This is a genomic window from Brachybacterium tyrofermentans (assembly GCF_039526165.1).
In the GTDB taxonomy this organism is placed as follows: Bacteria; Actinomycetota; Actinomycetes; order Actinomycetales; family Dermabacteraceae; genus Brachybacterium; species Brachybacterium tyrofermentans.
This window is the reverse complement of sequence record NZ_BAAAIR010000046.1, coordinates 27,621-40,522: the sequence shown is the minus strand read 5'-3', so window position 1 is coordinate 40,522 and position 12,902 is coordinate 27,621. Positions and strand designations below refer to the sequence as shown.

The following is a 12,902-nucleotide window of genomic DNA, read 5'->3' as shown; positions in this document are numbered from 1 at the left end:
GCTCACTTTCCTGCGGCGGCGAGCTCGGCAACCTTCGCGGCGCCGCCGTCCATGGTGTCGGCCTGGGTGACGAGGGGGTGGGCGAAGTCGGCGAGGATCTTGCGACCCTCCTCGACGTTGTTGCCGTCGAGACGGACCACGAGCGGCTTGGTCGCGGAGTCGCCGAGCTTCTTCAGCGCGCCGACGATGCCGTTGGCGACCGCATCGCATGCGGTGATTCCGCCGAAGACGTTCACGAACACTGCGGCGACCTGCTCGTCGCCGAGGATCACGTCGAGGCCGTTGGCCATCACCTCGGCCGAGGCGCCACCACCGATGTCCAGGAAGTTGGCGGGCTTCACGCCGTGCGACTCACCGGCGTAGGCGACGACGTCGAGCGTGGACATGACCAGTCCCGCGCCGTTGCCGATGATGCCGACCTCGCCGTCGAGCTTCACGTAGTTGAGGTCCAGGGCCTTCGCCTTGGTCTCCAGCGGGTCCTCGGAGGCGGTGTCCACGAGGGCCGCGTGGTCCTCGTGACGGAAACCGGCGTTCTCGTCGATCGTGATCTTGCCGTCCAGCGCGACGATGTCTCCGGCGCCGGTCTTGACCAGCGGGTTGACCTCGACCAGGGAGGCGTCCTCCTCGCGGTAGACGTCCCAGAGCTTCTGCAGCACGGGGGCGACCTTCGCACCGGTCTCGGCGTCGAACTTCGCCGCGTCGACGATCTCCTTCGCCTTGGCCTCGTCGATCCCGACGTTGGGGTCGACAGCCACGCGGGCGAGCGCCTCGGGGCGCTCGACGGCGAGCTGCTCGATCTCCATGCCGCCCTCGACCGAGCACATGGCCAGGTAGTTGCGGTTGGCCCGGTCCAGCAGCAGCGAGAAGTAGTACTCCTCGGCGATGTCGGCGCCGGCGGCGACCATGACGCGATGCACAGTGTGGCCCTTGATGTCCATGCCGAGGATCTCGGAGGCCTTCTGCTCCGCCTCCTCAGGGGACTTGGCGATCTTCACGCCACCGGCCTTGCCGCGGCCACCGGTCTTCACCTGGGCCTTGACGACGACGACCGGGGTGCCGAGCTTCTCGGCTCCGGCCTTGGCAGTGGCAGGGTCCTCCGCGACGACTCCTCCGAGCACGGGCACGCCGTGCTTCTCGAAGAGATCGCGGGCCTGGTACTCATACAGGTCCACGGGGTTGCATTCCTCTCGATATCGGCAGAGGGCGGCAGGCCGTTGCGGCCACGATGCCACCCCTGGGAACGCAGTCAGGGTATCCCGTCCGCCACCGTTGTCGTCACCTGGCGACCCGGGTGCGCGCTGTCTCACGTCGCAGACCGGGGCGATGCGACATCCCACGGGTTGTTCAGCTCACACGGATAGGATGTCGGGATGAACCGACGATCCCGCAGCCTGGCCACGCGAGTGCGTGAGCACATTGGTTTCAGCGTCATCGCGATCGGGGTGCTGTTCATCGTGCTGCGTCTGCTCGGGGTGCGATCCACGTTCGCCGGCTTCATGCTGTCGGTCGGGATCACCCTGGCTCTGAACGTGGGTCTGTCGTACTACAACGACCGGCGTGCTCGCAGCTCCCGCCCGCAGGCCGCTCCGCGAGGCGGCGGGGACATACGTTGGCGCGAGGACGATCGTCCGCGCGACGACCGCTGAGGCGAGGAGACGCCATGGCCGATTGGAAGACCTACGCGAAGGCCGCTCGGAACACCGCGAAGAAGCAGGCCCCCGGTGCGCGGGAGGCCGCGCAGCGGGCCACATCCCGCGCCGGCGGCTATGCCCGGGCCGCGAGCAGGGCTCTGGATCAGGGGCGCAGCAGCGACGACACGTTACAGCCCGCCGCACGACGGGCCGACGACCGGCACCGTGATGACCGGTCTCCTGATGATCGATCTCGCGACGACCGGCCCCGGGACGACGGTCTCGGTGACCACCGTTCCCGAGCCGATGACCGGCCACGCGACGAGGAGCGTCGCCAGCCGTCGACGGCGACGCGCTCGTCCTCCCCGTCCGCGCCTCGTCCCGCACCTCGGACCGAGACCCCCACCCGATCCTTCCGCGACGAGGCCAAGATCTACGCCGTCGTCGCCAGCCGCACCGCCGAGCGTGCCGGCGCCCGCGCCAAGAAGGCCGGCGTCGGCGGCCGTATCGCGCGCGCCGTCCGCGACGCCCTGCTCATCGGCGGTTCGCTGCTCGTCATCTGGGGCGTCCTGTACGCGGCTGGCCTGCCGATCCCCTTCAGCGCCGTCCTCATCGTCGTGGGCATCATCGTGCTGATCGCTCTGGCGAGCGGCCTCTACGCCCAGTTCGCCCGGGACCGGCAGCACTCTGCGGCAGACGATCTCGAGGACCCGGACCTGCCCGAGGAGCGGCTGCCCCGCTGACGGCCGGACACGGGGCGCTCTGCCCTGCGGACATCCCGTGCCCGCGTCATGTCGCCGGGACCTCGGCCCTGCTGCGGACCTCCACCTCGTCGTAGCCTGAACGGGTGCCTGATTCCTCTCTCCCCTCCGTGACATCGCGGCCCCAGCGGCCTGCGACGGGACGCAGCGCATGGCATCGCCGAGCGAGCCGACCGATCATGTGGTGGATGCTCGCCCTGATCGTGGTGGTGCTCGTCCATCAGTGGATCCCGCAGGCGCGGTGGCTCCTGGTGCACATGGTGACCCTGGGCCTGATCACCACCTCGATCATGGTGTGGGGACAGCACTTCACCGAGGCGCTGCTGAAGACCCGGATGGCGGCTGAGTCCCGGGCTCGGCAGGTGGCGCGGAGCTACCTGCTCACCACCGGCGTGGTGGTGACGATCGCCGGGATGCTGCCGGGCTGGCCGTGGCTCGTGCTCCTCGGTGCCGTGATGGTCTCGGCGACGCTGGTCTGGTACGCCGCCTCCCTGGGTCTGCAGGTCAAGGCGGCCATCGCCCCGCGCTTCGAGTTCACGGTGAAGGCGTACATCGGGGCCGCCTCCCTGCTGCCGGTGGGGGCGGGGATCGGGGTGGCGCTAGCGTTCGGTCCCGGCGAGCCCTGGCAGGGTCGTCTGCTGCTCGCCCATCAGGTCGTCAACGTGCTCGGCTTCGTGGGGATCACGGTGTCCGGGACGCTGCTGACCCTGTGGCCGACGGTGCTGCGCACGCGCATCGAGCTGCCCCTCGCCCGCCGAGCAGCCGCGGGTCTGCTGGGGATGTTCGGCGGCGTCCTGGGTGCGGTCGCCGGGGCGCTCGTCGGCTCGACGCTCCTGGGGGTCTCGTTCCTGGGGGTCTACCTCGTCTCGTTCCTCTGGCTCGCCGCCGCGCTGGTGCGGGTGGCCGTGCGCTCGGCGCGGCAGGAGCGGCAGGTGCCCCTCCCTCGGTTCCCGATGCTCTCGATCGCCGCCGGCGTGCTCTGGTTCGCTCTGACCCTGCTCGCCCTGCTGGCCACGTGGTGGAGATCCGGCGGCGAGCTGCTGCCGAGCTCGCTGCTCGCCGCCGACATCCAGCAGTTCACCGTGCCCTTCGTGGCGGGATTCCTGCTGCAGGTGCTGCTGGGGGCGATGAGCTATCTGCTGCCGGTGACCATGGGCGGCGGACCGCGCGTGCTGAAGGCCTCGCTCGCCATCATGAGCAGGTTCGCGGTGCCGCGCGTGGCCGCCTACAACCTGGCGGTGGCGCTGCTCGTGCTCGCCCCGGCGGGCGGTGCGGGCGCCGACGCCCTCTTCTCCGCCCTGACCCTGGGCACCGCCCGGGCCGCGGACTTCGGGTCGCTGTCCCGGGTGCTGGTCGCGCTGCTGTCCTTCGCGGTGCTGGTCTGCTTCGTGGTGCTCATGATCCTGATGGTGCGCAGCAGCCTCCGGCTGCGCCACGAGCCGCTGCCGACGCCGGGCATCGGGGCACCGACGGGCGGCGCGGTCCCCGTCGGCCCGCCCACCACGGGAAGCGCACCGACGGGAGCCTCTGCGGGGTCGGTCCCCGTCGGCCGCTCGAGCGCGACCGGTTCCGGTGGGGCCGCGGCCGCCCGACCGGTGGATCGCCGGGCCCTGACCGGTGCGTTGATCGGGCTCGGCTCGGTGCTCGGCGTCACGGCGCTCGGCGGCTCCCTGGATCGACGCGACGCAGCAGTCGATGCGGAGACCGGGACACCACGGGCACCGCAGGGGCCCGTCGCGCCGACCGGCGAGACCACGACGATCGCCGTGAGCATGGCGGAGATGCGCTTCACGCCCGACGTGCTCGAGGTCCCGGCCGGGAACTCCCTGGTGATCGAGCTGCACAACGACGATGAGCACGACGTGCATGATCTGGTGCTCGCCTCGGGAGTCGGTTCCGGCCGCCTGCTCCCGGGCGAGACGGCCACGGTTGACGCCGGGGTGATCGGCCATGACGTCGACGGCTGGTGCTCGATCGTCGGGCATCGGGCGATGGGCATGGTCCTGCAGGTCACCGTGATCGGCGGCTCGTCGTCGCCGGGTGATGCCGGGGCTCCGGCCGCCGCGGTCGACGACCTCACCCGGGTTCCCCTCGATCTGCAGGCATTCTCCGGCGCCGAGCATGCGGTGTGCGATGCCCGCCTTCCGGAGAGCAGCGGCGCCGCGCAGCGGCTCACCCTCGAGATCACCGAGGTCGCGGCCGAGATCGCCCCCGGCGTCGTCATGGATGCCATGACCTTCGGCGGCACGGTGCCGGGTCCGGTGATCCGTTCGGAGCTCGGTGCCGGCCTCACGGTCGACCTGGTCAACCGGGGGTCGATGGGGCATTCGCTGGATCTGCACGCCGGTCGGGTCTCCCCGGATGGGGTGATGCGCACGATCCTGCCGGGCGAGAGCCTGGAGTACGCGATCACCACCGATCATGCCGGGGCCTGGCTCTACCACTGCGCGACGATGCCGATGAGTGTGCACATGGCCGCCGGCATGATGGGCGCGCTCATCGTGCCGCCGTCGGATCTCGCGGCCGCGGACCGCGAGTACGTGCTCGTGCAGTCCGAGCACTATCTGGTTCCTCCCGGAGCCCCGGGAGCCGAGGCGGCGATGCATGAGGGTGCCCTCCCGGTGAGCTCGGCGAAGATCGCGGCGGAGCGTCCCGATGCGACCGTGTTCAACGGGCACGCGACCCAGTACGTGCAGGAGCCGCTCGTCGCGAAGGTCGGCGAACGGGTACGACTGTGGGTGGTGGCCGGCGGCCCGTCCCGGGGGATCTCGTTCCATGTGGTCGGCGCGGTGTTCGACACCGTGTTCGCGGAGGGCGAGTACCTGCTGCGCCCGGACTCCGAGACCGCTGGCGGCTCCCAGGTGCTGGACCTCTCGGCCGCCCAGGGCGGGTTCGTGGAGATGGTCTTCGAGGAGCCCGGCACCTACACGGCCGTCAACCACTCCGTGGTGGAGATGGAGCGCGGCGCACGGGCACTGATCCGGGTCTCCGCGTAGGCCTCTCCCGTCGAGCGGCCCGGCTGCCTATCCGCCGCTCCGCTCTAGACTGCCCGCATGCCCTTCACGATCCGACAGCTGACCGTGGATGATGCCGACGCTGTGCACGCGCTGCTGCTCCGCTCCCCCGAGTACGCCCGTGCGGTGCGGGGACGGGAGGTGGCGGAGGGCGATGCGCGAGAGATCCTCACGGCCCGGCCGCCCCAGGTGGATCCCCTGGCGAAGTGGGTACTGGGTCTGTGCGACGGGGAGGGCACGGTGCGCGGGCTGTGCGACGTGATCGTCCACTGGCCGGAGCCGGCGACTGCCCATATCGGGCTGCTGCTCGTGGATTCCACGGCGCACGGGCGCGGGCTGGGCCGCCTGCTGCACGACAGCGCCCTCGCCCAGCTTCGCGCCGACGGCGGGATCCGACGCCTGCGAGCCGGTGTGGTCGCCACGAACGCGGACAGGGCGGGTGGATTCTGGGAACACCTCGGCTACCGTCCGACGGGCGTCACCGCTGCGTACTCTGCGGGAACCATCGAATCCACCACCGAGATCCTGGCCCGTGACCTGGTGGCCGAGGCGTCGCAGTCACCCCACGCCCTCGCCCCGGTCGCCGTTGCCGACACCCGCGCCGACGCCGGGCCTGGCACTGGCACTGGCGCTGCCGCTGGTGCCGGCGTGCATCATCTGGAGCTGTGGACCGCGGACCTCATTGCTGCCGAGCCCGCCTGGCACTGGCTGCTGACGACTCTCGGCTGGGCGGCGGAGCACGTGGAGGGGTGGGAGACCGGTCGCATCTGGCGCCACGGCGACGGCTCGTACATCGTGCTCGAGCAGTCCCCGGATGTGGTGGGAGAGCGCTCCGAGCGCCGTGCCCCGGGGATGAACCACATCGCGCTCTCCGTGCAGACCCGGGCCGCGCTCGAGGCGATCCGGGACAGCGCGGCGGAGCACGGCTGGCGCGAGCTGTTCAGCGACGCCTTCCCGCATGCCGGAGGTCCGGACCACGCGGCCTGGTACGCCGAGGACCCGGAGGGGATCGAGGTCGAGCTGGTCGCGCCGTCCGCGCCTCCGAGCTCGTCGGACTCCCCTGACCCCCAAGGCAGCGCGGTGGCCCCGGTGGCCCCGGAAGCCCTGGGAGGCCCGGGAGGCCTGGGAGGCCTGGGAGGCCTGTGAGCCCCGCCTAGAGCTTCGTGAGCGGGGCGTAGCGCAGCAGCAGCCTCTTCGTGCCGTGGGGCGGTTTGAACTGCACCTCCACCTGGGTCTTCTCCCCCTGGCCGGCGATCTCCGTGACTGAGCCCATTCCGAAGGAGTCATGCGTGACGCGGTCCCCGACGGTGAGCTGCGGGAGGTCCGATACCGCGGTGGGCTTGCGGCCGGATCCGAGGCTGGGCCGTTTCACATCGCTGCGGCCTCCGCCGATGCCACCGCTGAACGACGGACCGCGCTGGCTCCCGGAGCGGTAGCCGCCCCCGAAGCTGCTCCCGCCGGATCCGGCGCCGTGTCCGTATCCGCCCAGACCCGCACCGCTGAGGCTGGATCCCGCGCGGGCCACGTCGAGCACCTCCTCGGGGATCTCGTCGAGGAAACGACTCCCGGGCATGAACTGGGACTGGCCCCACATGGCGCGCATCTGGGCCCGTGTCAGGTAGAGCCGTTCGCGGGCACGGGTGATGCCCACGTAGGCCAGGCGTCGCTCCTCCTGCAGCTCATCCGGGTCCCCCAGGGTGCGGTTGTGGGGGAAGGTGCCGTCCTCCATGCCGGTGAGGAAGACGACCGGGAACTCCAGTCCCTTCGCCGTGTGCAGGGTCATCAGCGTGACGAACTGGTCCTCGGAGCCGGGGATCTGATCGGCATCAGCCACCAGGGCGACCTTCTCCAGGAACCGATCCACGAGGGTCGCCTCAGGATCCTCCGGGGCGGTGAGTGCCGCGTCCGGGGCGATGTCCCAGCCGGGGGGCGCCGGATCGGTCTCAGGAGCCGTGGCATCCTCGCCCGACGTGCCTGCTGGATCCTCCGCAGACTCTGCGTCGTCCGCGTCGTCCGCGTCGTCTGCGTCTTTCGCACCCTCCAAGCCCTCAGCGTCGTCCGCATCCTCGGAGAGAGCCTCGAACTCGCTGGCCGCGGCGTCGGCCGCCTCGGTCTGCGCCTCGAACTCGGCGGCGACGCTGACCAGCTCGGCGAGGTTCTCCAGCCGGGACTCGTCCTGCGGGTCATCGCTCCCCTGCAGCTCGGCGTAATAGCCCGAGCTCTGCAGGATCGCTTCGAGGAGCTCCGCCGGCCCGTCGCCGCGCCGGGCCATCTCCTGCAGATCATCGAGCATCGCGACGAAGGTGCGCACCGCGTTCAGAGAGCGGGTGGCGATGCCCGGGGCGTCGTCCGCCCGGCGCAGCGCCTCGCCGAAGCTGAGGCGGTCGCGCTCGGCGAGCATGGCGATCGCGGCCTCGGCCCGGTCGCCGATGCCCCGCTTCGGGACGTTGAGGATCCGGCGCAGGTTGATCTCGTCGGCCGGATTGGCGAGCACCCGCAGGTACGCCATCGCGTCCTTGATCTCGCGGCGCTCGTAGAAGCGCGTGCCGCCCACCACCCGATAGGGCAGCCCGATCCGGATCAGCTGATCCTCGAGCGCCCGGGACTGGGCGTTGGCGCGGTAGAAGATCGCGATGTCCCCCGCGGAGCGGCCGTCGTCGACCAGGGCATCGATCTGCCGGCCGATGTACCTGGCCTCGGCCTGCTCGTCGTCGGCGACGTAGAGGGTGATCTTGTCGCCCGCCCCCTGATCGGTCCACAGGTTCTTCTTGCGCCGCCCCTCGTTCTCCTCGATCACGGAGTTCGCCGCGCTGAGGATGTTCTGGGTGGAGCGGTAGTTCTGCTCGAGCACGATCGTCGCCGCCGAGGGGAAGTCCTTCTCGAACTCGACGATGTTGCGGATCGTCGCTCCGCGGAACGCATAGATCGACTGGTCGGAGTCGCCGACCACGGTGAGATCCGCCCGCGGGTCCTCCCCGATGAGCTCCCGCACCAGCTGGTACTGCGCCGTGTTGGTGTCCTGGTACTCGTCGACCAGGAGGTGGCGGAATCGGCGCCGGTAGCCCTCACGGATCCCCGGATTCTCGCGCAGCAGCGTCACGGTCAGGCCGATCAGGTCGTCGAAGTCGACGGCGTTGGCCTGGCGCAGACGCTCGGTGTAGTTCGTGTAGATCCGCGAGAGCGTCTTCTCGAAGGGGTTCTTCGAGCTCTCCGCCTGGTCGGCGAAGTCGATCGGATCGGTGAGGTCGTTCTTCAGCGAGGAGATGCGCGAGGCGATCCCGCGGGGGGCGTGCTTCTTCGTATCGAGCTCGAGGTCCTTGGCGATCGTGGTGATCAGCCGCAGCGAGTCGGCGCTGTCGTAGATCGTGAACGAGCTCTTCAGCCCGGCGGCCTGGGCGTCGCGGCGCAGGATCCGCACGCAGGCGCTGTGGAAGGTGGAGACCCACATGCTGCGGGCCACGGGCCCCACGAGCTCCTCCACGCGTTCGCGCATCTCGGCGGCCGCCTTGTTGGTGAAGGTGATCGCGAGGATCTCGCCGGGCATCGCCTCACCGGCGCGCAGCAGATGGGCGATGCGGCGGGTGAGCACCCGGGTCTTCCCCGATCCGGCGCCCGCGACGATCAGCAGCGGGCTGCCGCGGTGCTCCACGGCCTCCCGCTGGGCAGGATTGAGCCCCTCGGTCAGCTCGCTGAGGACCGCCGGATCCGCGGCACCCCATCCCCCGGTGCGACGCGGCGCGACGGGAGGCTCGACCCGGTCGGCAGGATGCGGCACCTCGTCGAGGTCTGCCGGCGCCTGCGACATCCGCCGCTCATCGCCCGCTGACCGTGCCGCTCCGGAGAGCGGCTCCTCCTCGGGCGGGGCGTCGTCCTCCGGGGGGATGTCCTCCTCCGGCGGTGCGTCGTCGTCGAGCGGTGCATCCTCCGGCGACGGCGCCTCGTCCAGCGGCGGGCGCTGCGCATCGCGGTCCGTGCCCGTCGGCCCCGCGCCGGGGGTCGACGGCGTGACCGTCACGCCGTCGAGGCGGCGGAAGGAGTCGGGCAGCGAGAGGTCGTCGAAGAGTGAACTCATGAGGTCCCCAGGATAGGCACGGGACCCGACAGCGCGAACGCCGCCGGGCCCCGTGTGGACAACGGATCAGGATGGGGAGGAGGCTCGGCGACGTGCACCGCCCTGCCTCGACCGGGAGGTGGATCAGACGAGGACGGCGATGATGACGTTCGCGACGATCGCGGTCGGGATGCCGAACCAGACGAGGGACGAGGTCTCCGGCCCCTTCTTCTTCGCGATGTAGGCGAAGACGGTGGCGACCACGGCGACCAGCAGCTTGATGCCGAGCTTCATGTGGTTCGCATCGCCGTCGATCGAGACCAGGACGGCCAGGACGATGCCGAGCACCAGGGCTCCGGCGACGGCGTGGGGCATCCCCGGGTTCGGGACGCGCGTGCGGGCGGCCGCGACCCAGGTGCCGAGCGCCACGGCCCAGCAGAGGAGGTGCAGGACGACAAGGAGCGAGATCACGAAGGACATGGCTCCACGATACGTGGAGGGGCCTGGGAGATCGCTCCGGGAAGCATGCGAGAATCACCGCATGTCAGCGGCTTCCGACGGCTCCCCGACCACCCCGGAACCTGTCCCCGATAGGTCCCCGGACCCAAGCTCCGGCGACTCGCCCGACTGGATCCCCGCGGACGTCGACCTCGACGTCCGGCCCCGCATCCCGGTCGGGAAGATCGTCACCGGTTCCCTGTCGCTGCTGCTGGTCGTCGTCGTGCTCGCCCTCGCCCTCCCCTGGGCCAGCGGTGCGAGCTGGTCGCAGATCGTGCGCACGCTCACCGCGGCCCCCGCCTGGGCGCTCCCCGCCGTCACCCTGCTGGGCCTCGGCGTCCTCGCCCTCGAGGCGCTCACGGTGCGCACGGCGGTGACTGGCTCCCGCTACCCCTCCGCGCTGCTCGGCCACACGGCCTCGAGCGGGCTCGGGCTCGCCCTGCCGGGCGGCTCCGTCCTGGGCCTGGGACTGCTGGGGTGGATCATGCGCCGTGCGGGTCTCGCGATCCCCGTGATCCTCACCGGAATCGTCGCGGCCTCGCTCGTCGAGATGGTCATCACCTCGCTCCTCGTCCCGCTGGTCGGGCTCGGCGCCTATGCCGCCGGATCCGCGAGCGGCCCGGCAGGGATCGCGCTGCCCGGCGCGATCACGGCGGCCGTGATCGCGCTGCTGGGCGCCGTGATCGCCCTGGCACTCCTGACGATCCTGCTGCGCAGGTCGGTCCTCGCCCGGATCATCGCTCGGCTCGGTGATCTCGTGCCGGAGCGGATCGCCACCGTGATCCTCGTGCAGCGCGATGCCTTGGTGACGATGCTGCGCCGCCACCCGGTCGCGCTGCTGGCGCCGACGTGCGCGGCGCGCGTGCTGCAGTGGGCTGCCCTGCTGCTGGCGATCCGGGCCGTCGGTGCCGAGGTGCCGCTGCTGCTGAGCGTCGCGGTGTTCGCGCTGGGCCGGCTGATCGCCCTGGTGCCGATCACGCCGGGAGGTGCGGGGATTTCGGAGGCTGTCGGGGCGGCGGCGCTGGTGGCGTTCGGTGTCGGCGCGGCGGACGCTGCCGCGACGATGCTCCTGATGCTGGTGACCACCCTGGTGGTGCCGCTGCTCGCCGGCGCCGTGTCCACCGTCCTGTCCTTCCTGCTCCCCGAGGCCGCTCGCCCCGCACGCTGACCGGCGCGCTCAGGTACCCGCCATCAGTCCTCGTCGTCGTAGTCCGGGGTCGCGATCCCGAGGGTGTGCGAAGGATGCACCGGTTCCGCCCCGGCGAGCCCCGGCACCAGGGGGAAGCCGCCGATGCTGGCGCCATGCGTCGTCCCCACGAATCCGGACACCGCCCCGACGTGCCGATGCGCGTCGTCCCCGCGGCCCAGGAAGCCCGCCCCGGAGTACCCGCCCAGCCGGCGGCCGCTGGTGCGCTCCCCCTCCACGGCGACCGCATCGAGCAGCTTCGCCGCCCCGCGCAGAGAGGTCGCCAGGCGCCCGAGCTCCACGTACTCCCGCCGCGACCACTGCTCGTGGATCCCGCCCCCGATGCGCCGCACGCGGACGTCCTCCGCCCGGGTGGTCTCGACGATCACCGTCGCGAGCCGGAGACGGAGCAGGGTGAGCCGATCGGCTCCATGGCGCAGTGCGCCCGCCTGATCGCGCAGCAGTCGTGGGTCCGAGGTCATCCGGCAGCTCCTCCCCTGCGACTCCCGGTGCCGACGGCACCGTCCACCCGGTGCCCAGGAGCGACCTCATCGTAGGCGCTCAGGAGCTGATCGTCTCCAGCCAGTCCTCCAGGAAGTGGAGGGAGCGGGCCCGGGCGTCGGCGTCGGAGAGGAAGACGTCGTGCCGGGCCCCGTCGACCGCTTCGATCCTCACGTCGGGCCCGAGCCCGCGCGCGGCGTGCACGAGGGAGCGGACGTCCAGCACCGAATCGGCGCGGCGCATCTCCTCGGTGAACTTCGCACCGATCCGGGTGCGTGCGGAATGCAGCACGAGCACCGGGATCGGCAGCGGACCTGCGGCGCGCAGCCGCTTCTGCCCGTCGATCACCGCCGCGAACGTGTCCGCCGGGAACCGATGACCACGCTCCGGCTTCCAGTCGAGGTCGTACTCGTACTGGCCGCCGTACTTGCGGTGGGTGGTGCGGGCGAAGTGGGTGGATCCGGGCGGCAGGATCGGCCGGTGCTGCAGCCTGTCCGCGAGCAGCCTGACGGGGCCGTCGGCGAGCGTCCGCGCGCCCGGCCCCAGGTGCATCTCGAGCCAGGGGGAGTTCAGTGCGAGGGCCCGGACCGTGCCCGGCCGACGCTGCGCCCACAGGGCGGCGATGAGCCCGCCGGTGGAATGGGCCAGGAGCACGGGCGGCGTGCCCGGCCCGATGATCCGCAGCGCCTGACCGATCTCGCGGTCATAGCGGCTGAGATGGTCGATCGAGGTGGGGGTCTGCCCTGGCAGCAGGCTCCTGCCGTACTTGCGCAGGTCCAACGCCCAGACGTCGTGCCCCCGGGTGCCGAGGTGCTCGAGCAGGCCGCGGTCGAAGACGTAGTCCGACCAGCCGTGCATCACGAGTATCGGCGGTCTGGACGCCGAGTCGATGTCGCGCTCCGCAGTGTCCGCCGCGGCCCGCTCGCGATGGATCAGGGTGGCGATGACCGGTCCCTCGGAGTCCGCTCCCAGGTCGAGCTGTTGAGCTGTGTAGCCGTCGCCCAGGACCCGGTCCGGGGTCACTCGCCCTCGGTGCTCTCCCGCAGCAGCTCGACGACCTCGTCACGGCTGTATCGGCGATGCCCGCCCAGGGTGCGCATGTACGTGAGCTTGCCGGCCTGTGCCCAGCGCGTGACCGTCTTGGGGTCGACATGGAACATCTTGGCGACTTGCGCTGGCGTCAACAGCTCAGCGCTCGGGGCGGAACCCTCGTGCGGCTGATCCGGGGATCCATTCATGTGCGGGCGGCCTTTCAGCGGA

11 protein-coding genes are annotated in these 12,902 nt (G+C 71.2%); 5 read left to right on the top strand and 6 right to left on the bottom strand.

Translation table 11 applies throughout. The annotated features are described in order from the left end of the window. Window positions 1-2: 2 nt before the first annotated feature. Window positions 3-1,172, bottom strand: a complete 1,170-nt coding sequence (gene sucC, locus ABD093_RS14305; RefSeq protein ID WP_343925380.1) for an ADP-forming succinate--CoA ligase subunit beta — start codon at window positions 1,170-1,172, stop codon at window positions 3-5. A 198-nt stretch (window positions 1,173-1,370) separates the two neighbouring features. On the opposite strand from sucC, the gene ABD093_RS14300 reads away from it, so the two are divergent. The 4 genes from ABD093_RS14300 (at window position 1,371) to ABD093_RS14285 (ending at window position 6,552) form a co-directional block, all read left to right on the top strand. Beyond that, window positions 1,371-1,646 carry a hypothetical protein gene (locus ABD093_RS14300; protein ID WP_193117801.1) on the top strand — a complete coding sequence of 92 codons (276 nt, stop codon included), beginning with the start codon at window positions 1,371-1,373 and terminating at the stop codon, window positions 1,644-1,646. Window positions 1,647-1,660: 14 nt separating this feature from the next. Continuing rightward, window positions 1,661-2,374, top strand: a complete 714-nt coding sequence (locus ABD093_RS14295) for a hypothetical protein (protein ID WP_343925378.1) — start codon at window positions 1,661-1,663, stop codon at window positions 2,372-2,374. A 206-nt stretch (window positions 2,375-2,580) separates the two neighbouring features. After that, window positions 2,581-5,388 carry a multicopper oxidase domain-containing protein gene (locus tag ABD093_RS14290; protein ID WP_343925377.1) on the top strand — a complete coding sequence of 936 codons (2,808 nt, stop codon included), beginning with the start codon at window positions 2,581-2,583 and terminating at the stop codon, window positions 5,386-5,388. A 57-nt stretch (window positions 5,389-5,445) separates the two neighbouring features. After that, window positions 5,446-6,552: a GNAT family N-acetyltransferase gene (locus ABD093_RS14285; RefSeq protein WP_343925376.1), complete on the top strand. Its 1,107-nt coding sequence runs from the start codon at window positions 5,446-5,448 to the stop codon at window positions 6,550-6,552. Window positions 6,553-6,559: 7 nt separating this feature from the next. Here ABD093_RS14285 and ABD093_RS14280 read toward each other — a convergent pair whose 3' ends face one another. Further along, window positions 6,560-9,478, bottom strand: a complete 2,919-nt coding sequence (locus ABD093_RS14280; protein WP_343925374.1) for a UvrD-helicase domain-containing protein — start codon at window positions 9,476-9,478, stop codon at window positions 6,560-6,562. Window positions 9,479-9,601: 123 nt separating this feature from the next. Beyond that, entirely contained in the window at window positions 9,602-9,937 is a 336-nt protein-coding gene (locus ABD093_RS14275; protein ID WP_193117797.1) for a hypothetical protein, read from the bottom strand. A gap of 61 nt (window positions 9,938-9,998) precedes the next feature. Here ABD093_RS14275 and ABD093_RS14270 point away from each other — a divergent pair, with 61 nt between their 5' ends. Beyond that, the gene (locus ABD093_RS14270; RefSeq protein WP_193117796.1) at window positions 9,999-11,123 is read left to right on the top strand and encodes a lysylphosphatidylglycerol synthase transmembrane domain-containing protein; all 1,125 of its coding nucleotides are present in this window, start codon (window positions 9,999-10,001) and stop codon (window positions 11,121-11,123) included. A gap of 23 nt (window positions 11,124-11,146) precedes the next feature. Here ABD093_RS14270 and ABD093_RS14265 read toward each other — a convergent pair whose 3' ends face one another. From ABD093_RS14265 to ABD093_RS14255, 3 genes are all read right to left on the bottom strand, one after another. Next, a complete protein-coding gene (locus ABD093_RS14265) occupies window positions 11,147-11,623 on the bottom strand; it encodes a hypothetical protein (protein WP_193117795.1) in 477 nt (158 codons plus the stop codon). A gap of 79 nt (window positions 11,624-11,702) precedes the next feature. Next, window positions 11,703-12,665 carry an alpha/beta hydrolase gene (locus tag ABD093_RS14260; protein WP_193117794.1) on the bottom strand — a complete coding sequence of 321 codons (963 nt, stop codon included), beginning with the start codon at window positions 12,663-12,665 and terminating at the stop codon, window positions 11,703-11,705. After that, the gene (locus ABD093_RS14255; protein ID WP_193117793.1) at window positions 12,662-12,880 is read right to left on the bottom strand and encodes a BldC family transcriptional regulator; all 219 of its coding nucleotides are present in this window, start codon (window positions 12,878-12,880) and stop codon (window positions 12,662-12,664) included. Before ABD093_RS14255 ends, ABD093_RS14260 begins: the two co-directional genes overlap by 4 nt. Window positions 12,881-12,902: the final 22 nt, after the last annotated feature.

Excerpts from the sequence above, each read along its gene's own strand:
- ABD093_RS14300 (WP_193117801.1), top strand. The coding sequence starts at position 1,371 with ATGAACCGACGATCCCGCAGCCTGGCCACGCGAGTGCGTGAGCACATT.
- ABD093_RS14295 (WP_343925378.1), top strand. The coding sequence starts at position 1,661 with ATGGCCGATTGGAAGACCTACGCGAAGGCCGCTCGGAACACCGCGAAG.
- ABD093_RS14290 (WP_343925377.1), top strand. The coding sequence starts at position 2,581 with ATGCTCGCCCTGATCGTGGTGGTGCTCGTCCATCAGTGGATCCCGCAG.
- ABD093_RS14285 (WP_343925376.1), top strand. The coding sequence starts at position 5,446 with ATGCCCTTCACGATCCGACAGCTGACCGTGGATGATGCCGACGCTGTG.
- ABD093_RS14280 (WP_343925374.1), bottom strand. The coding sequence starts at position 9,478 with ATGAGTTCACTCTTCGACGACCTCTCGCTGCCCGACTCCTTCCGCCGC.
- ABD093_RS14275 (WP_193117797.1), bottom strand. The coding sequence starts at position 9,937 with ATGTCCTTCGTGATCTCGCTCCTTGTCGTCCTGCACCTCCTCTGCTGG.
- ABD093_RS14270 (WP_193117796.1), top strand. The coding sequence starts at position 9,999 with ATGTCAGCGGCTTCCGACGGCTCCCCGACCACCCCGGAACCTGTCCCC.
- ABD093_RS14265 (WP_193117795.1), bottom strand. The coding sequence starts at position 11,623 with ATGACCTCGGACCCACGACTGCTGCGCGATCAGGCGGGCGCACTGCGC.
- ABD093_RS14255 (WP_193117793.1), bottom strand. The coding sequence starts at position 12,880 with ATGAATGGATCCCCGGATCAGCCGCACGAGGGTTCCGCCCCGAGCGCT.